At 71.7% G+C, this 17,517-nt stretch carries 14 protein-coding genes and 1 pseudogene; 10 read left to right on the top strand and 5 right to left on the bottom strand.

Annotated elements, in window-relative coordinates; genetic code table 11:
• The first annotated feature begins 27 nt into the window (after window positions 1-27).
• Complete coding sequence (locus tag AB0O67_RS30400) at window positions 28-1,269, top strand: hypothetical protein (RefSeq protein ID WP_365456908.1); 1,242 nt, start codon at window positions 28-30, stop codon at window positions 1,267-1,269.
• 153 nt (window positions 1,270-1,422) lie between these two features.
• Here the strand turns inward: AB0O67_RS30400 and AB0O67_RS30395 are convergent, their stop codons facing one another.
• The 4 genes from AB0O67_RS30395 to AB0O67_RS30380 are packed head-to-tail and all read right to left on the bottom strand — an operon-like array spanning window position 1,423 to window position 6,549.
• On the bottom strand, window positions 1,423-3,333 hold the full coding sequence (locus AB0O67_RS30395; RefSeq protein ID WP_365456905.1) for a glycogen debranching N-terminal domain-containing protein: 1,911 nt from the start codon (window positions 3,331-3,333) through the stop codon (window positions 1,423-1,425).
• On the bottom strand, window positions 3,330-4,685 hold the full coding sequence (locus AB0O67_RS30390) for a trehalase family glycosidase (protein ID WP_365456902.1): 1,356 nt from the start codon (window positions 4,683-4,685) through the stop codon (window positions 3,330-3,332). Before AB0O67_RS30390 ends, AB0O67_RS30395 begins: the two co-directional genes overlap by 4 nt.
• Window positions 4,682-5,482: a sugar phosphate isomerase/epimerase family protein gene (locus AB0O67_RS30385; protein WP_365456899.1), complete on the bottom strand. Its 801-nt coding sequence runs from the start codon at window positions 5,480-5,482 to the stop codon at window positions 4,682-4,684. The genes AB0O67_RS30390 and AB0O67_RS30385 overlap by 4 nt, the downstream gene beginning before the upstream one ends.
• A 20-nt stretch (window positions 5,483-5,502) precedes the next feature.
• Complete coding sequence (locus AB0O67_RS30380; RefSeq protein WP_365456896.1) at window positions 5,503-6,549, bottom strand: zinc-binding alcohol dehydrogenase; 1,047 nt, start codon at window positions 6,547-6,549, stop codon at window positions 5,503-5,505.
• Window positions 6,550-6,677: 128 nt separating this feature from the next.
• On the opposite strand from AB0O67_RS30380, the gene AB0O67_RS30375 reads away from it, so the two are divergent.
• From AB0O67_RS30375 to AB0O67_RS30335, 9 genes and pseudogenes are all read left to right on the top strand, one after another.
• Window positions 6,678-8,081, top strand: a complete 1,404-nt coding sequence (locus AB0O67_RS30375) for an extracellular solute-binding protein (protein WP_365456893.1) — start codon at window positions 6,678-6,680, stop codon at window positions 8,079-8,081.
• Between the two features lie 31 nt (window positions 8,082-8,112).
• Window positions 8,113-9,132 (top strand): sugar ABC transporter permease, encoded by a 1,020-nt coding sequence (locus tag AB0O67_RS30370; RefSeq protein ID WP_365456890.1) that lies wholly within the window; start codon window positions 8,113-8,115, stop codon window positions 9,130-9,132.
• Window positions 9,129-10,013: a carbohydrate ABC transporter permease gene (locus AB0O67_RS30365; RefSeq protein WP_365456887.1), complete on the top strand. Its 885-nt coding sequence runs from the start codon at window positions 9,129-9,131 to the stop codon at window positions 10,011-10,013. Before AB0O67_RS30370 ends, AB0O67_RS30365 begins: the two co-directional genes overlap by 4 nt.
• Window positions 10,014-10,032: 19 nt before the next feature.
• Complete coding sequence (locus tag AB0O67_RS30360; RefSeq protein WP_365456884.1) at window positions 10,033-11,271, top strand: ROK family transcriptional regulator; 1,239 nt, start codon at window positions 10,033-10,035, stop codon at window positions 11,269-11,271.
• Window positions 11,268-12,158: a Gfo/Idh/MocA family oxidoreductase gene (locus AB0O67_RS30355; RefSeq protein ID WP_365456881.1), complete on the top strand. Its 891-nt coding sequence runs from the start codon at window positions 11,268-11,270 to the stop codon at window positions 12,156-12,158. The genes AB0O67_RS30360 and AB0O67_RS30355 overlap by 4 nt, the downstream gene beginning before the upstream one ends.
• 109 nt (window positions 12,159-12,267) lie before the next feature.
• A complete protein-coding gene (locus AB0O67_RS30350; RefSeq protein ID WP_365456878.1) occupies window positions 12,268-12,606 on the top strand; it encodes a hypothetical protein in 339 nt (112 codons plus the stop codon).
• Between the two features lie 141 nt (window positions 12,607-12,747).
• Window positions 12,748-14,532: a serine/threonine-protein kinase gene (locus AB0O67_RS30345; protein ID WP_365456875.1), complete on the top strand. Its 1,785-nt coding sequence runs from the start codon at window positions 12,748-12,750 to the stop codon at window positions 14,530-14,532.
• 60 nt (window positions 14,533-14,592) lie between these two features.
• A complete protein-coding gene (locus AB0O67_RS30340; protein ID WP_365456872.1) occupies window positions 14,593-16,566 on the top strand; it encodes an FHA domain-containing protein in 1,974 nt (657 codons plus the stop codon).
• Between the two features lie 56 nt (window positions 16,567-16,622).
• A pseudogene (locus AB0O67_RS30335) lies at window positions 16,623-16,910 on the top strand (carboxylesterase family protein); the annotation flags it as partial.
• 150 nt (window positions 16,911-17,060) lie between these two features.
• Here the strand turns inward: AB0O67_RS30335 and AB0O67_RS30330 are convergent.
• Window positions 17,061-17,517, bottom strand: a 457-nt coding sequence (locus tag AB0O67_RS30330) for a cytochrome P450 (protein WP_365456869.1), incomplete at its 5' end; no start/stop codon positions are given.

Genomic DNA, 17,517 nt, shown 5'->3' with positions numbered 1-17,517 from the left:
AGCGACGCACCACCACCCGATCCGAGGATGGCCATGAAGACTCTGAACAGTGAACGTGGCGGGCGCTTCGCCCGGTCCGCCCGTCGTCGTGTGGTGCATGCCGGCGTGTGTGCCGCCGCCCTCGCGGCGCTCGTGGGCACCACCGCGACCGCCGCCTCCGCCGAGGTCCCCGCGCCGCCTCCGGCGGTCCAGGTCTACGTGCCGGCCGGGGTGACGGCGGGCGTCGCCGTCTTCGACCGCCAGACCGGTGCGTTCACCGAGCAACTCAACACCGCCGGGCAGTTCCGGTCGGCGTCCGTGGTGAAGCTGCTGATAGCCCTGGACGTCCTCTGGAACCGCACCCCCGACTCCCTGCCGGCCGCCGACCGGTCCCGTGTCGACAGCATGCTGCGCGGCAGCGACGACGCGGCGGCGAGCACGTTCTGGGCGAACAACGGCGGGGGCGCGATCATCGACCGGATGATCCCGCGACTCGGCCTGACGGACACCGCCCGGCCGCCGTCCACCCACCCCGGCTTCTGGGGCTACACGGCCCTCTCGGCCCGCGACACCGTGAAAATCTACCGCTACCTGCTGGACTCCGCTCCGGCGGCGGTGCGCGACTACATGCTGGGCAACCTGCGGCAGTCCACCCGCTGCGCCACCGACGGCTACGACCAGCACTTCGGCATCGCCGGCTCCTTCAACCGGCCCTGGGCCGTCAAGCAGGGCTGGTCGGGCTTCAGCTCCGGCGGGTGCACGGCACCGGCCGCGGCGGCGGCGAAGGAGCCGGCCGGGACGGTCGCGAAGGAGCCGCAGGCCGGTACCAAAGCCGGCTCGGGCACCCGGTCGCCGGCGGGTGCCGACGCCGTCGACCTCGCGCGTCCGGCGCTGCACACGACGGGTGTGGTGGGCGCGGGTGACCGTTCCATCGTGGTCGTCTACACCCTGCACCCGACCGGGACGTCCTACGGCAAGGCCTACACGGACGTGGGGCGCCTGACCCGTTCGCTGAACGTTCCCGGCGCCTCCCGCCCGGCCGGTACCTGGGTCGGCACCTGGGGCTCCGGGGTCCGGGTCCGCGCCCAGACGACGACCACCTCCGGCGCGCTCACGACGCTGCCGGCCGGCGTCGAGGTCCTGGTCGGCTGCCAGAAGCGCGGCCAGCAGGTCAGCGCGCCGCCCTACGTCAACGACTGGTGGGCATATCTGCCGCAGTACGGCGGCTACATGACCAACATCTACCTCAGCGTTCCGGAGAACCAGATCCCCGGGGTGCCGGTCTGCTGATCCGCCGGGCGGCCCCAGGGACTGCTCGGCGGCGGTCGCTTCACGTGCGGCGAGTGCTGACCCGGCGCCGCCCCTGAGCGGGCCGGCCGCCACGACCTCGTCCAGGCGAGGAGGTCGCGGCGGCCGGCCCGCACGGCAGCCACTTCCGTGGGTTCACGTCTGCTGCAGCGCCGTCCGCAGCGCGAGCGGGGTCGCGGCCGCCCATGCCTGCGGGGAGCAGGCGTGGGGATATGGAACGGGGCCCGCGGTCCCGGAGCGGGCGTAGCCGGCGATGACCTCGGGCAGGCGGTAGCCGTGCCGGGCCGCCGCCGTGATGAGGCCCTCGGCGACGGTGGCGACCTCGTCGGTGAGCCCGTAGCGGGCGAGGCCGAGGGCGATGACCGCGTTGTCGTGCGGCCAGGCGCTGCCGCGGTGGTAGGACAGCGGGTGGTACGGCTGCTGGCCGGCGGCCAGGGTGCGGATGGCCCAGCCCGAGAAGAAGTCCGGTTCGAGCAGGCGCCTGCCCACGCGGTGGGCGTGTTCGGTGTCGAGGATGCCGGACCACAGCAGGTGTCCCGCGTCCGACGCGAGGGCGTCGACCTGGCGGCCCTGCCCGTCCAGGGCGAGGGCCGGGAAGTCGGCCCCCGGCATCCAGAAGTCCGTCACGAAGCGGCCGCGCAGCCGGGCGGCGGCCTCACGCAGGCGGTGCGCGTACGCCTCGTCCCGCCACACGTCCTGGGCGAGCTCCGCGGTGCGCACGAGTGCGTCGTAGGCATAGCCCTGGGCCTCCGAGACCGCGATCGGGCCCTCGGCCTGGGTTCCGTCGGTGAAGCAGATGGCGCCCGCGGAGTCCTTCCAGTTCTGGTTGACGAGGCCACCCGGGTCGGGGGTGTAGACGAGGTAGCCGTGCTTCTCCAGGCCGCCGTCGGTGAGCATCCAGTCGACGGCCCGCCGGGCGTGCCGCTCCAGGCGGACGGCCAGGGAGCGGTCGCCCGTCTCCTCGTGGTGGGCCTGGAGGAGGATCAGGAACAGCGGGGTGGCGTCGACGGCGCCGTAGTAGCGGCCGTAGGGGATCTGGCGGAAGTGGGCGAGTTCGCCGTGGCGGGTCTCGTGGACGATCCGTCCGGGCTGCTCGCCGCTGAAGGTGTCGTAGTCCTGTCCCTGGGTCGCGGCGAGCGCGCTCAGGGTGGCGGCGGCCGTCTCCGGCCGGTAGGGCAGCAGGAAGTACGACGTCAGCAGGGAGTCGCGGCCGAACAGGGTGAGGAACCACGGGATGCCGGCGGCGGGCGCGTAGACCTCCTCGCCGTCGACGCCGGTGACCGGGATGGTCAGCAGGTCCACGTCGGCCAGGCCGCGTTCGCAGGTGCGGGTGAAGTCGTCCGTCGCTGTCGCGGCCCGCGGGTGCGGGTGCGGCACGGCCGGGGCGTGGACCGCCGGGCCGTGCGGCTGGGCTCGGACGGTCAGGTGGAGGTCGGCCTGTCCGTGGCCGTCCAGCTCCAGGTGCCAGGTCAGGGTGTGCGCGGTGGAGTCCGGAGCTGTCGGCGCGGGCTGCGTGGCGTCGGGGGCCGGGCTGCTCGTGACGGTGGTCCGGGCGTGCCAGTCGCCTCGCCGGTAGTCGAAGCGCAGTCCCTCGTCGGTGCCTTGTGTCTCGTACCGGGCGCCGGGCTTCGGGTAGTGGCGGTCGTCGGCGCGCAGTTCGAACAGGTCGGCGAAGTCGGCGTCGACGGTGAGGTCGACGCGGGCGGTCACCGGCTCGGGGCGGTTGCTCACCAGGCGCAGGTGTTCCGTCAGCGTTCCCGCGCTGACGGTCTGCCGACGGAAGACGGTGTAGGCGGGCGGGTTGTCGCGCGTGCCCTTGGGTGTCAGGACGGCGGTGGCGGTGTCGTCCGTCTCCGCCGTGGCCGGCACCAGGGCCGTGGGGCCGCTGCCGTCGACGGTGAGCTGCCAGCGGCTGAGGTGACGGGCGTCACGCAGGAACACCCCGTCGGGTGCGCTGCCGCGGGTGCCGGTGATGCCGCCCTCGGTGTCGAGGCGGGCGAAGGTGGCGTCGCGGACCAGCTGGACGCGGGTGTCGGCCGCGGTCATGGGGTGCTCTCCTCGGGGTCGGCGCACAGCAGGTCGAGGGTGAGGGCGGCGGTCCAGGAGAAGTGGCGGGTCCCGCGCGCGGCGCCGGTGGTGGGGTCGACGTACTCGGCGAACTCCGACTCCCCCGCCTCGGCGAGGAAGCCCTGCCGGAGGCGTTCGGCCTCCACGTGGTGGCCGTGGGCGCGCAGCCCGCGCTGGATCAGCCAGGCCGTGTTGAACCAGGCCGGGCCGCGCCAGTAGCGCGTGGGGGCGAAGGCGTGGCCGGTCAGGTCGTAGCTGGGGACCAGCTGTGTGGCCGGTGCCGTGAAGTGCGGGCCGTCGAGCGTCTCGCGCAGGCGGGCCACCACGCCGGCCGGCAGGTGCGGGACGACGAGCGGGATCAGGCCGCTGACGCTCCGCTCGTCGATCAGGGTGTCGCTGCCCAGGTCGCGCACGCGGAACAGGCCGGCGTCGGCGTCCCAGAGCCGGTCCACCAGTCGCCGGGTCAGCGCCTCCGCACGCGCGGTGTGGGGCTCCCCGGTCGCGCCCAGGTCCTCGGCCATGGAGGCCAGCGCCAACTCGCTGACGATCAGCAGGGCGTTGAAGCTCGGGTCCTCCACGGCGAAGCCGTGCCGGGCCTCGCGGTCGTCGTAGCCCGCTTCGCGGTAGTCGGTCGCGAGGCGGACGTAACGGCCGTAGTCCAGGTCGGTGGGACGGTCGGCGGGGTGGCCGTGGTCAAGGTCCGCGCGCTGGAAGGTGTCTGGCGGGGTGGGCGTGACGCGTCGCAGGGGAAGGTCCCAGCACGGGCTGTTGTCCATGCCGGGTTCCCACGGGTGGACGACGGCCGCCAGGCCTCCGCCGCCGAGGTCGCGGCGGGTGAGGAGGTAGTCGTGCCAGGCCGCGAGCCGGGGGTAGACGCGGGCCAGGAAGCCCCGGCGCCGCGATTCGCCCGCGTCGGCCTGGTGCACGAGCCACGCCGCAAGGGCGTGCACCGGCGGCTGGACGATGCCGGAGGTCTCGGGAGCCGACGGGGCGCCGGCCGCGCGGCCGGCCTGCGAGGACCGCCAGAAGTCGGGGCTCGGGAAGTAGGCGTCGTGCGGCAGGGCGGGGTTGAACAGGATGTGGGGTATGCGCCCGTCGGCCCACTGCCCGGCCAGCAGGGACTCCAGCTCCTGCTGCGCGCGGCGCACCGACAGGTGCCGCAGGCCGATGGCGATGAAGGCGGAGTCCCAGCTCCACTGGTGGGGGTAGAGGGTGCGGGAGGGAACGGTGGAGGTGCCGGTCCAGTTGTCGATGAGGACCCGCGCCGCACCGCGCCGCAATGTCAGGGATGCGGCAGCGGTGGGCACGGGCCGGTCCAGGAGGGAGTTCACGCGCCGGACCTCTTGAGGAAGGCGGGAACGGAGCGGACGGCGTCGACCGGGTCGCCGGTCAGACGGCACTCCAGGGCCAGGTAGCCGTCGTAGCCGATGGTGTGCAGGGCGCCGAGCCAGGCGGGCCAGTCGAGGTGTCCGGCGCCGGGCTGGAAGCGGTTGGAGTCGGAGACCTGGGCGTGGCCGATGACGTCGGCGTGGGCGAGGATCGCGGCGGCGGGGTCGCTCTCCTCGATGTTCATGTGGTAGCTGTCGATACCGATCTTCACGGAGTCCAGGCCTGTCGCGCGGATCAGGTCGGCGGCCTGTTCGAGCCGGTTGACCATGTGGTCCTCGTACCGGTTGAGGGGCTCCAGGAAGAGGGCGACGCCCTCCTTGCGGGCGTGCTCGCCGAGCTCCGTCAGCCCGGCCAGCAGGACCTCGCGGTCCTCCTCCTCGGAGCGCGGGGGCTCGAAGGGCGGCAGGCGCCGCGAGAACATGCCGTAGGAGGCCGGCGTCTGGGCGCCCAGACCGCCGATCTCGGCGATCACGGTGAGCTGGGACTTCATCTGGGCGATCGCGTCGCGGCGCAGCCCGTCGTCGAAGGCGCCGAGGAAGTGCAGCATGTCGACGCAGACCGTCGGCATGACCACGCCGTCCTTCCGGGCTTGCCGGAGTTCGTCGAGGCGGGCGGCGAAGTCCAGGTCGCCCTTGCCGCGCAGTTCGATGGCGTCGTAACCGGCCTGCTGGGCGAAGTCCCACTTGGCCTGCAGGGTGTCTCCGGGCAGGAGTTGCTCCTGAACGGCGGTCTTGAGCATGAGGGGGCCTTTCAGAGTTCTCAGAATTCCAGCACGACCTGCAGCGCCTCTGCGGGGCGCTCGTCCAGCAGCACGTACGCGTCGGCGGCGTCGGCGACCGGGATCACGTGGCTCACCAGGGCGGCGACGTCCACCTGTCCCTCGGCGACCAGCCGCAGGAAGGTCTGCTGCAGGCGCTCGACCGTCCACCGGCCGGACAGCTGCGGGGGCACTCCGCCGATCTGGGAGCAGATGAGCTGAACGCGGTTGTGGTGGAACTCGTCACCCAGTCGCAGGCCGATGCCGTCGCCCTGGTAGAAGCCGGACGCCACGACGCGGCCGCCGACGGCCACGGAACGCAGGGCGTCGTGCAGTGCGGGGTAGACGCCGCTGATCTCGATGGCGAGGTCGGCGCCGACTCCGGCGGTGGCCTCACGGATGCGTTCGGCGACGGCGCCGGTGCGGGCGTTGAGGGTGTGGTGGGCGCCGTAGCGCTTGGCGGTCTCCAGGCGGCCGTCGAGTGCGTCGACCGCGGTGACGCGGGCGCCGTTGAGCTGCGCGAGGCGGGTGGTGAGCAGGCCGATGACGCCCTGCCCGAACACGGCGACGTCCTCGCCGACGTGGATGTCTCCGGCCAGCACGGCGTTGTACGCGATGGCGCCGACCCGGGCGAAGGCACCGGCCAGCGGCTCGAGCCCGGTGGGCAGGGTGTGGCCGATCATGCGCTCGGCGGGGACCACGCCCTCGCTGCGGTGGCCCCATATGCCCCACACCAGGTCGCCCGGCACGGGCAGCCCCGGGGTGCCCGCGAGCTCCGGGGAGACCTCGACGACCTCGCCGACCTCCGAGTAGCCCCAGCCGGCCACGGGGTACTCGATGCCGGCCGCGCCGTCGCGGAACAGCCGCGCCTCGGGGTCCCAGGTCCGCGTCAGGTACGGGTTCGTGCCGCGGTAGGCCGTGAGCTCGGTGCCGGCGGAGATGCCCGAGTAGCGGGTGCGGACGCGGAGGTGTCCGGGCGGCAGATCGGCTCTGACGTGCTCGGCAACCTCCACCTGACGGGGGCCGGTGAATTGGACGACGCGTTCCACGGAGGGCTCCGGAAGGGTTGCGGTTTTTTCGGTTGCGTCGACAATAACCCCAACTTATGTCTTGTCAACAAGCAAAACTGATGCTGTGATGCGTGCTCAGTAGACGTAAGTCGGAACGAGGACACGCAATGCGCACCAAGAGCCGGCGATCGACGACGATCGCGGTGGGCATCACAGCCGCCCTGGGGATCGGGCTGCTGTCGGGCTGCTCCAGCAGCACCGGGCCCGGAAAGCCCGACCGTGAGATAACGGTCTGGTCCCAGGAGAACCTGCCGGATCGCGTCGCCGCGCAAGAGAAGATCATCGACGGGTTCGAGAAGGAGACGGGCATCAAGGTCCGTCTCGTCGGGGTCGATGAGGGGCAGATGCCTCAGCTGATCATGTCGGCGGCGGCCTCCGGCACGCTGCCGGACGTCATCGGCGCGGCCCCGATGGGCCAGGTCTGGCAGATGTACACCAACGGCCTGCTCAACACGAGCATCCCGAAGAAGATCATCGGCGAGCTGGGGCGCGACACCTTCAACGCCAACGCCCTGGACCTGACCTCCGACGGGAACACCAGCCTCGGAGTGCCCTCCGACGCCTGGCTCCAGCTGCTGGTCTACCGCAAGGACCAGTTCGACCAGAAGCAGCTGGCGGCCCCCGACACCTACGCCCGGGCCCTCGACGCGGGCAAGGCGCTCAGCACCAAGGGCCACGACGGCATGTCGGCCGCCACCGACCCCGGTGACGTCTTCACCTCGCAGAGCTTCGAGAGCGTGGCCCTGGCCAACGACTGCCAGCTGGTCGGTGACGACCGGGAGGTCGCCCTCGAGTCCCCGCAGTGCGAGACCGCCTTCAAGACGTACGACGAGCTGGCGCGCACCTACGGCGCCCCCGGCACCCAGACCGTGGACTCGACCCGGGCCACCTACTTCGCGGGCCGGTCCTCGATGATCATCTGGTCGTCGTTCCTGCTCGACGAGCTCGCCGGCCTGCGCAAGGACGCACTGCCCAGCTGCCCCGAGTGCCGCAAGGACCCGGAGTACCTCGCCTCCAACAGCGGCATCGTCACCGCGATGAAGGGCCCCGACGCCACCGAGCCCGCGCAGTTCGGCGAGATCACCTCGTGGGTGACCACCAAGACCGCCGAGACCGCCGCCTCCCGCGAGTTCATCGAGTACATGATGGGCAGCGGCTACGAGTCGTGGTTCGGCATGGCGCCCGAGGGCAAGATCCCGGTTCGCCAGGGCACGGCCGCAGAGCCCGAGCGCTACATCGACGCGTGGCGGCACAGCGAGATCGGCGTCGACACCAAGAAGCCCTTCGACCAGGTCTTCCCCGCGAGCCTGCTCAACCAGCTCGCCGACGGCGTCAGCAACATGCGCCGCTGGGGCATCACCCAGGGCGAAGGCGCGCTCGTCGGAGCCACCAACGGTGAGCTGCCGGTGCCCAAGGCCATCGGCGCCATGACCAGCGGCCAGTCCTCCCCCGCGGAGGCGGCACGCGAAGCCGGCGACGAGGTCGCCGCCCTCAAGAAGTCCCTGCAGTAGCCGCCCGCCTGCACGTCACGAAGGTCCCCTCATGACTACAGCTCCAGCCGGCGCGCCGCAGCGCCGGGACACCAGCCCCGAGCCGGCCGAGCGGCCGGCACCCCCGGGCCGCCGGCCGATGACCGCCAGCCGTCGCGAGAACCGCGCGGGACTCGCGTTCGTCTCACCCACCTTCTTCGTGGTCCTCGTGGTGGTCATCCTGCCCATCCTGTGGACCGTGCTGCTGGCGTTCCAGGACGCCAAACTCGTCGACATCCAGGGCATGGGCCTCCTCGGCGACTGGTCCCTGGACAACTTCGACCAGGTCTTCGACTCGGCCGGCTTCTGGTCCAGCCTGACCACCACGCTCCTCTACACCGCGGGGTCCACGTTCGGCTCCGTCACCCTCGGACTCGTCGCCGCGCTCGCGCTGCGCAAGCCCTTCCGCGGCCGCGGCATGCTGCGCGCCGCGATGCTGCTGCCGTACGTCGCCCCCGTGGTGGCCGTGGCGTTCGTCTGGGAGGTCGCGCTCAGCCCCCAGTACGGCGTGGTGAACGACTGGGGCCGGCGCCTGTTCGGCTGGGACGACCCCATCGCCTTCCTGTCGACCCGCGAGTACGAAGTGCACCTGCTCGGCCTGCACTTCGACATTCCGCTGGCGCTGCTGACCGTCATCGCCTTCGAGTGCTGGCGCTACTTCCCCTTCGCGTTCCTGTTCATCCTCGCCCGGCTCCAGGCGGTCCCGGACGGTCTGGAGGAGGCCGCCCTGGTGGACGGCGCCACTCCCAGCCAGCGCTTCCGCCACATCCTGCTGCCCCAGCTGATGCCGGTCATCGCCCTTCTGTGTGTGCTGCGGTTCATCCTGACCTTCAACAAGTTCGACGACGTCTACCTGCTGACCGGTGGTGGCGCGGGCACCGACGTGGCCGCCGTCCGGGTCTACGACTTCCTCACCGCCCGCTACGACGTGGGTGCCGCGGCCGCCCAGGCGCTCGTCCTGGCCGTCGCCCTCATGATCCTGCTGGGCCTCTACTTCAAGTTCTTCGGCAACAAGGTCCAGGAGGAATCGTGACCCGCAAGGCCGCCCTGACCCGGGCACGGTTCGAGGAAGGACTCTTCGGAGTTCTGCGCTGGGTCGTCATCGCGTTTCTCGCGGTGATCACCGTGGTGCCCTTCTACTACATGCTGCTGCTGTCGCTGAAGCCCATCGACGCGCTGCTGCTCGACCCGGGATCCCTGTGGGTCTCGGCAAAGGACTTCACCCTGTCCACCTACCAGGACGTGCTGCGCTCCACCGACGCCGGTGGTCAGGGCTTCCTGAAGTTCCTGCTCAACTCCGCGCTGGTCGCGCTCGGTACGGTCGCGCTGACCATGCTGGCCGCCGTGCCGGGCGCCTACGCCGTGAGCCGGCTGAAGTTCTTCGGCCACCGCCAGGTCAGCGCGCTCTTCCTGGCCGTCTACATGTTCCCGGCGACCCTGCTGGCCGTTCCCCTGTTCGTCGTCTTCGCCAAACTGGGGCTGTCCTCCAGCCTGTTCGGCCTCGCCATCGTCTACGTCGCCCAGACCGTGCCGGTGTCGATCTACATGCTCCGCAACTACCTCGTCACCATCCCCCTCTCGATCGAGGAGGCTGCCGCCCTCGACGGCGCCAGCCGGATGCAGACCGTCCGGAAGGTGATCCTGCCGCTCGCCCTGCCCTCCCTTATGGCCACCGGCCTGTACATCTTCATGATCGCCTGGAACGAGTTCCTCTTCGCGCTCCTCTTCCTGGCCGCCGAGCCCGGCAAGTGGACCGTCCCCCTGGGACTGGCCCAGCTCTCCAACGGCATCGAGGTCTCCAAGACCGTCCTGATGGCCGGATCAGTGGTACTCACGATCCCCGTGGTACTTCTGTTCTTCGCCGCCGAGCGCCTGCTCACCGAGGGCCTGACCAGCGGCGCCGACAAGAGCTGACACCGTGAGGGGACATTCCATGACGCCGAACCAGGTCAGCGCGGGCGAACTGCTGCAACTGATCCGCAGCGGTCGTGCCAGTACCCGCGCCGACCTGCAACGCGTCACCGGACTGTCCCGCTCCACCATCGGCCACCGCCTCGACGTCCTCAACCGCGCCGGATGGCTGCGGCACACCACCGGCACCTCCACCGGCGGCCGCCCCTCGCACCGGATCGTCTTCGATCCGTCGCACGCGTCGGTCATCGCCGTCGACCTGGAGACCCGCCACGCCCGTATCGCCGTGCTGGACCTGGCCGGCACGATCCTCGCCGAGCACGCCGGGGCCCTGGACATCACCGCGGGCCCGGACCAGGTACTGGACCAACTCGCCGGGTGGCTCCCGGAACTGATCGCCGCCGCCGGCGTCGAAGCCGTCCACGTCGCCGGCATCGGCCTCTCGGTCCCCGGTCCCGTGGACTGGGAGACGGGCCAGGTGATCGAACCCCCGATCATGCCGGGCTGGGACCGGTACCCCGTCCGCGAACGCATGCAGAAGGCGTACGCCGACCATGTGGGCCCCAGCATGGAGGACGGCCCCGTGCCGGTCTTCGTCGACAACGACGCCAACCTCATGGCACTGGCCGAGCACCAGGCCAACCACGCCGGCTGCTCCGCCTTCGTACTGGTGAAGGTGTCGACCGGCATCGGAGCGGGCGTCGTCATCGGCAACGACGTCTACCGGGGCGTCGACGGAGGCGCCGGCGACATCGGCCACATCCGTCTGCACGACCGGCCCGACGCCCTGTGCATGTGTGGTTCCTACGGCTGTCTGGCCGCCGTCGCCAGCGGGCGGGCGCTGGCCAAGGAGCTGTCCGCCCTCGGCATGGACACCACCTCCGGCTACGACGTCAAACGCCTCCTCACCGAGGGGCATCCGGACGCCATCCGCCTCGCCCGGGAGGCCGGCCGGCGTGTCGGCGAGGTCCTCGTCACCGTCGTCACCCTGCTCAACCCGGGGGTGCTGATGCTGGCCGGGGACCTCTCCGGCGTCCCCTTCATGACCGGCGTCCGCGAGCTGCTGTACCAGCGCGCCATGCCCCGCACCACCGCCAACCTGCAGATCGTCACCTCACGCCTCGGCGACCACGCGGGTCTGATCGGCGCCACGGCCATGGTCGTCGAGCTGCTCTACTCGCCGGCCCGCGCCGACGCCCGCCTCAACCACCTGATGCTCGCCGACCACGCGAGCTGTCCCCCACAGACAGGAACGTCGTGACCAGCACAACCACCCCCTGGACCCACAGGCCCGTCGAGGTCGGCCTCGTGGGCGCCGGCCCCTGGGCCCGCGCCATGCACGCCCGGATGCTCGCCGCGGGACCGGAGACCCGGCTGGCCGCCGTGTGGGCCCGCCGTCCCGAAGCCGCCCAGCAGACCGCGGCGCCCTACGGGGCGCACGTGGCCGTCGACTTCGAGGACCTGCTCGACCGCTGCGAGGCCGTCGCCTTCGCGGTCCCGCCCGCCGTCCAGGCCGAACTGGCCCCGCTGGCCGCCAAGCGGGGCAAGGCCGTCCTGCTGGAGAAGCCCCTCGGCCCGGACCTGGCGTCGGCACGTCGGGTCGCCGACGCCGTGGCCGAAGCCGGCGTCATCTCCCAGCTCGTCCTCACCAAGCGCTATCACCCCACCACCCGGGCCTTCGTGGCAGCGGCCCGCGCGCTCGACGTGACCGGCGCCCGCTCCTGCTACCTCCACGGCGCCTTCCTGGGCGGGGACTTCGCCACCGGCTGGCGTCTGGAGCACGGCGCCCTGCTCGATCTGGGCCCCCACCTCATCGACCTCCTCGACGCCGCGATCGGCCCGATCACGCACATCCGGGGCACCGGAGACCCGCGCCGCTGGATCGAGCTGACCATGGAACACGAGAACGGCGCCGTGAGTCAGGCATCACTGTCCGGAGCGGTCGAGGTACCGCGCGCCCTGACCCGCGTCGAACTCTTCGGCTCCGGGACGCAGGCGGTCTACGACACGGCGGGCATCGACCACGAGGAGTGCTGGCCCGTCCTCCGACACGATTTCGCCACCGCCGTGCGCACCGGCACCCCGGCCGAACTGGACGCCCACCGGGGGCTGTACCTGCAGACCCTCATGGAGCGGGCCCAGCAGTAGGGAGCCCGACCGCCGAGCCGTACACCTGGTGTCGAGGCGGGCTCCCGGTCGATGATTCCCCTACGACGATGTGCACGCCGGTGATCGCGTGCAACTTGGGGGGAAGCTCATGGCTCTGTGGGTGATCACGGTGGAGACTCTCGACACCGAGTACGCGACCAGGACGGTCGCCAGATTCCACGGCACCAGGGAGGAGGCGGAGACCGCTCTGTACGACGCGGCGACCACCGGGGAGCCGGAGTTCACCCTCCGCCGGACTCTGCGGCGCGAGGTCTTCCGCTACGGCGACGGCGCGTACTACGTCTGCCTCTACGGCCGCTCGGACCAGCCCCGGCACAAGCTGGTGTTCCGAATGGCGGAGCTGGTCCTGGACACCGCGTGGGCGGACAAGGGGCGGCCCGGTCCACAGGAACCCGAGGACCGGGCCCCTGATCCCTGGCGCCTGTGAGCGGCGCGGAGACGACGGCGAACCGGACACACACCACGGCCACACCCTGCACCGAACTCGTTCTGAAATGATCAGTTAGTGATCGTCTAGCGATTCATCATACTGTTCCTGGCAGTTCGCAGAGACAGGGAGTTGACCCCCATGCACAACCAGGACGCGGCCTCGCCGGACGCGGATGGCGAGCGGCTCGTCGCCGGGCGGTACCGACTGCTGTCCGTGCTCGGCGAGGGCGGTATGGGCACCGTGTGGCGCGCCCGTGACGAGGTGCTGCAGCGCGAGGTCGCGGTCAAGGAGGTGCGTGCCTCGATCGAACTCCCCGCGGAGCGCACCGCTCGGATGTACACCCGGCTGGAGCGGGAGGCGTGGGCGGCGGCCCGGGTCAACGCCCGTGGTGTGGTGACCGTCTACGACGTGGCCACCTTCGACGGCCGGCCGTGGATCGTGATGGAACTCGTCCGTGGCCGGTCGCTGGCCGACGTGATCGGCGCCGAGGGCGCCCTGCCGCCGAAGGAGGCCGCGCGCATCGGCGTCGAGGTGCTGGCGGCGCTGCGCGCGGCGCACGGCGCGGGGGTGCTGCACCGTGACGTGAAGCCGGCCAACGTCCTGCTCGGCGACGAGGGCCGGGTCGTGCTGACCGACTTCGGGATAGCCACCGTGGAGGGCGACACGGCGCTGACGATGACCGGCGAGGTCGTCGGCTCCCCCGAGTACCTGGCGCCGGAGCGGGCGTTGGGCCGGACGCCGGGCACCGCTTCCGATCTGTGGTCGCTGGGCGCGCTGCTCTACACCGCCGTACAGGGCCGTTCACCGTTCCGTCGGACGTCGGCACTGGCGACGCTGCGCGCCGTCGTGGACGACGAACTGCCGCCGCCGCACCGGGCGGGACCGCTCACGTCGGTCATCGAGGGCCTGATGCGCAAGGACCCCGAGGAGCGGATGACGGCCGAGCAGGCCGGGCGGGAACTGCGCCTGGCCGCCGGGGAGCCGGCGGTCCCTTCGGACACGGGCGCCGCCACCGACGGAACCGTCGCCACGACCACGGCGATTGCCACGACCTCGGCCACGGCCGCCGTCACGGCCGGGGTGACGGCGGCGGTCACGGCGGCGGAGGAGCTGCCGACAGTGGCGTCCGCCACCGGACGAACCGTGCCGACCACGGCCGCCGAGGACACGGCGGCTGCCTTCACCGCGAGCGGGACGACGGCCGTCGCTCCCCCGACGGGCCTGCCCACCACGCGGCAGCCCACGTCGGAGGAGCCCACGGCCGCGTCGCCCGCGCCCGGCGGGACGGCCACCGCGCCGGTGCCGGAGGACACGGCGGCGCCCGCCCCGGCCGGACCGTCGCCGCTGCGGTCGTTCGGTCCCCCTCTCTCCGGAGCGGGGTTCGGGCCCGATATCGCGCCCGCCGGCCCGGGCTTCGGCCACGGGGCCGGTCCCGCGCCCGCCCCTCCGCGGCGCAACCGCCGTACCACGTACCTGATCGGGGCTGGAGCGGCCGTGCTCGTTCTGCTGGGCGGAGGCCTGACCTACGCGCTCATGGGCGACGGGGACGAGGACGGCGGGCAGGGGAACGCCTCGCAGCCCGTGTCGGTGACGGTGGCGGGCAACGCGACCACCTACGACGGGAGTTGCCCGCCGGGCGACGGCCAGGCGCCCTGGTTCACCGCGACGTTCACCACGAGCCGCCCTCCCGTCCAGTTCTCGTACCGGTGGGTCTCGGAGAACGGCTCGGTGGTCGACCGGCAGTGGCGGACGCTGACGTTCCGCGAGGGCGAGCCGACCACCCAGGAGGAGACGGTGCGCCTGTCGACGTACGCGCAGGAGGGGACGCTGCAGAGCGCGATGGCGGTGGAGATCCGGTCGCCGTTCGACGCGAAGTCCAACTCGGTCCCGTTCTCGGTGACGTGCCGTCCCGGCGGCGAGTGACCCTCCCCGCGACTTGTCGCACATACTTCAACCAACCTGGCTTTTCCCTAAGGAGTTTCCGTGTTGTCGGTCATCGTGGGACGCACCGGTCCTTTCGCCGGTCAGAGCGTGGTCCTCGGCGACGCTCCGCTGACGTTCGGACGCAAGAGTGACAACGACGTCATCATCGTCAGTGTCAGCGCCTCCCGGCTGCACGCCGAGATCGTCACGGAGAACGACGCGTACGTGCTGCACGACCGCGACAGCAGGAACGGCACGTACGTCAACGACAAGCGTGTCACCCGGCACGAGCTGACGCCCGGCGACACGATACGCATCGGCGACGAGACGTTCCTGTTCGAGACGCAGGAGGCCCTGGAGACGGTCATGGACCTCTCCCAGCTCGCCCTGCCCCGCGCCGGCGCGGCCATGGACCCGGGCGTGCTGCGGGTCACGGTGACCGGCGGCGGCCCGGTCGGCCTCGCCTTCGCCCTGCTGCTGGAGGAGGCGCTGCAGGGGCGGGTTTTGGTCACCGTCTACGACGGCCGGTGGATCCGCAGCGGCACCGACGTGGTCTGGAAGGACGAGACCCACGGCAACGTCCGCCGCCAGCAGGTCGTCACCGTCCAGAGCCGGCAGTACCTCGCGCTGACCGAGGAGATGGGGTCGGCGCTGTTCGGGGACGGCCAGTTCTCCGAGATGTGGCCGCTGGGGCCCGACTCCGTGAACGGACAGCCGCCCCGCAACATCCGGATCGCCCACGTCGAGGACCGGCTGCTGGAGCTGGCCAACGGCAAGCCCGCGATCCGGCTGGTGCCCAAGCGGTTCGACCCGGAGGAGCACGAACACCTCATCGCCCACGACCACGTGCTGGTGATCTGCGAGGGCGGCCGGTCGCGTACCCGCGAGCACTTCGCGGACCGCTTCGGGGCGGCCGACGCCTCCATCTACTCCCTCGACGGGGAGCACCTCCAGGACGTCGTGCTGGGGCTGCGGGTCAAGTCCCGGCTCTCGGACCCGATGAGCGTCCTGCTGACGGTGGCGCAGAACCGGTTCCTGCTCAACTCGCTGCGCGGCGAGGGCTTCCTGAACATGCGGCTGACGCGCGAGGAGGCGCGCAACGTCATCGGCATCGATCCGGTGCGGCAGGTCTTCGAGGAGTGCATCGCGGCCCGGCCGTGCGTGATGAGCCGCCAGGAGGACAACGAGTTCGTCTGCCCGACCCACGGCACGCTGTTCCTGCCCGCGCTGCTGCGCAGCTCGCCGCTGTGGAAGCGGATCCAGGAGGGGCTGCGGCTGTTCGGCGTCGCCGAGGACGACCTCAGCGCGGTCACGTCGTTCCGGCTGGACATGGTGCAGCGCCCGCGGTTCACCGCCCAGCTCACCCGCCCGACCGCAGACCGCCCCGGAACGTACGGCTTCCTGCTGGGCGACGCGGCCAACGCCATCCACTTCTGGCCCGGCCGCGGCCTCAACAGCGGTCTCGCCTCGGCCGTCTCGCTGGCCCGCTCCCTCAGCCGGGTCTGGCAGGGCCGCCCGCTGCGCGACGCGGACTTCATCCGCCACGAGGCGGCGATGTCGATGCTTCAGTACCGTCACAAGAGCCGCGCGTGGAACGCGATGGTCACGACGGACGAGCGGGGCGTCACCCGAGCGATCAAGGACATCATCGACAGCAGCATGGACGGTACGTCGGGCCCGGCGGCCGGCGTCGCCGGATCGGCTGCCGCGGCCGGCGGGGCCCCCGGGGCCGACGTGTCCGCCGGAGCGGCGGGGCCGGACCTGGAGGTCCTCCTCGACCGCATGCGGGCGATCCGCGACCGTCTCGCGACGCGCCTGCCGGGCCTGCCCGACGACGAGGAACTGCGGGCCCACCTCTCCGCGCTGGCCCCCGCGACCCTGCGGACGCTCCAGGAGAGCGGTGCGTGGGACACGCTGATCGTCGGCGGTGAGGAGGCGGACATCGACATCTTCTACCAGCAGGACGCGCCGGTCTTCGTCCCCACCAGCCCCCCGGCGACCGGGCAGCTCCTGGACCCGCGCACGCCGGCCTGACAGCCGGCGCACCGGGCGCAGAGGGCCGCCCACGCCGAAATCCGGTTCCCCGGATCATCCGCCCTGCCCAGGAGGACGCCGAGTCCGAGCCGTCCGGGTCCGGGCCCGAGGTCCGTACGGTGGCCGGAAAGCTGCGGGGCCGTCGCGAGGCGGGGGTGACGGTCTTTCGCGGCATCCCCTTCGCCGAACCCCCGGTCGGCTCGCTGCGGTTCGCCGCGCCGCGCCCCGTCCGGGGCTGGAGCGGGGTGCGCGAGACCGTCTCCTACGGTCCGCCTCCCCCGCAGGCCAGGGTGTTCGGCATGGACGCGCTGTCCCGTGAGACGGCGGGCGACGACTGGCTGACCTGCCAGGCCGTCACCGTCTACCCGGAGGAATCGTCACGCCTGATCTGGGACAGCCACGCCTTCCCCGCGCTGCCGCTGATCAGCCGGTGACCGGACTCCGAGGCACGGTGACGTGAGCCGGGCCCGATGCCTCGGCCGTCAGCCTGTCACCTACCAAGTGACAGGCAACTCGATCGGGAAGCGCCGGATCGTGCCCTTGTCCCAGCGAACCTCCTCCGGCGACACGGCCAGCCGCAACCCCGGGAACCGTTCCAGCAGCCGCCCGATGGCCACTTCGAGCTCCGCCATGGCCAGCGGCACGCCGATGCACCGGTGTCCGCCCCAGCCGAAGGTCATGTGCGGCTGGTAAGGCCGGTCCGGGTCGATGAGGTCCGGGTTCGGGTAGCGCTCGGGGTCGCGGTTCGCCGTCAGGTACGACACATGGACGAAGTCGCCCTCGCGGATCTGCACCCCCTCCATCTCCACGTCCTCCAACGCCACCCGGGGAATGCCGACGCCCTTGCGGAAGGGGATGACGCGGAGCAGCTCGTTCAGGACGTTCGTCAGGTCCTCCGGCCGGCTCTCGAGGCGCTTCATCAGCTCGGGGTGGGTCAGGAGGAGGTAGACG

It is taken from the genome of Streptomyces sp. NPDC086077, assembly GCF_040686175.1.
Lineage (GTDB): Bacteria > Actinomycetota > Actinomycetes > Streptomycetales > Streptomycetaceae > Streptomyces.
The sequence above is the reverse complement of the archived record's forward strand: the minus strand, read 5'-3'. Positions and strand labels throughout refer to the sequence as shown.

What these genes read in the sequence shown, in the direction of transcription:
- AB0O67_RS30400 (WP_365456908.1), top strand. Translation starts at nt 28, where the DNA reads ATGGCCATGAAGACTCTGAACAGTGAACGTGGCGGGCGCTTCGCCCGG.
- AB0O67_RS30395 (WP_365456905.1), bottom strand. Translation starts at nt 3,333, where the DNA reads ATGACCGCGGCCGACACCCGCGTCCAGCTGGTCCGCGACGCCACCTTC.
- AB0O67_RS30385 (WP_365456899.1), bottom strand. Translation starts at nt 5,482, where the DNA reads ATGCTCAAGACCGCCGTTCAGGAGCAACTCCTGCCCGGAGACACCCTG.
- AB0O67_RS30375 (WP_365456893.1), top strand. Translation starts at nt 6,678, where the DNA reads ATGCGCACCAAGAGCCGGCGATCGACGACGATCGCGGTGGGCATCACA.
- AB0O67_RS30370 (WP_365456890.1), top strand. Translation starts at nt 8,113, where the DNA reads ATGACTACAGCTCCAGCCGGCGCGCCGCAGCGCCGGGACACCAGCCCC.
- AB0O67_RS30360 (WP_365456884.1), top strand. Translation starts at nt 10,033, where the DNA reads ATGACGCCGAACCAGGTCAGCGCGGGCGAACTGCTGCAACTGATCCGC.
- AB0O67_RS30350 (WP_365456878.1), top strand. Translation starts at nt 12,268, where the DNA reads ATGGCTCTGTGGGTGATCACGGTGGAGACTCTCGACACCGAGTACGCG.
- AB0O67_RS30345 (WP_365456875.1), top strand. Translation starts at nt 12,748, where the DNA reads ATGCACAACCAGGACGCGGCCTCGCCGGACGCGGATGGCGAGCGGCTC.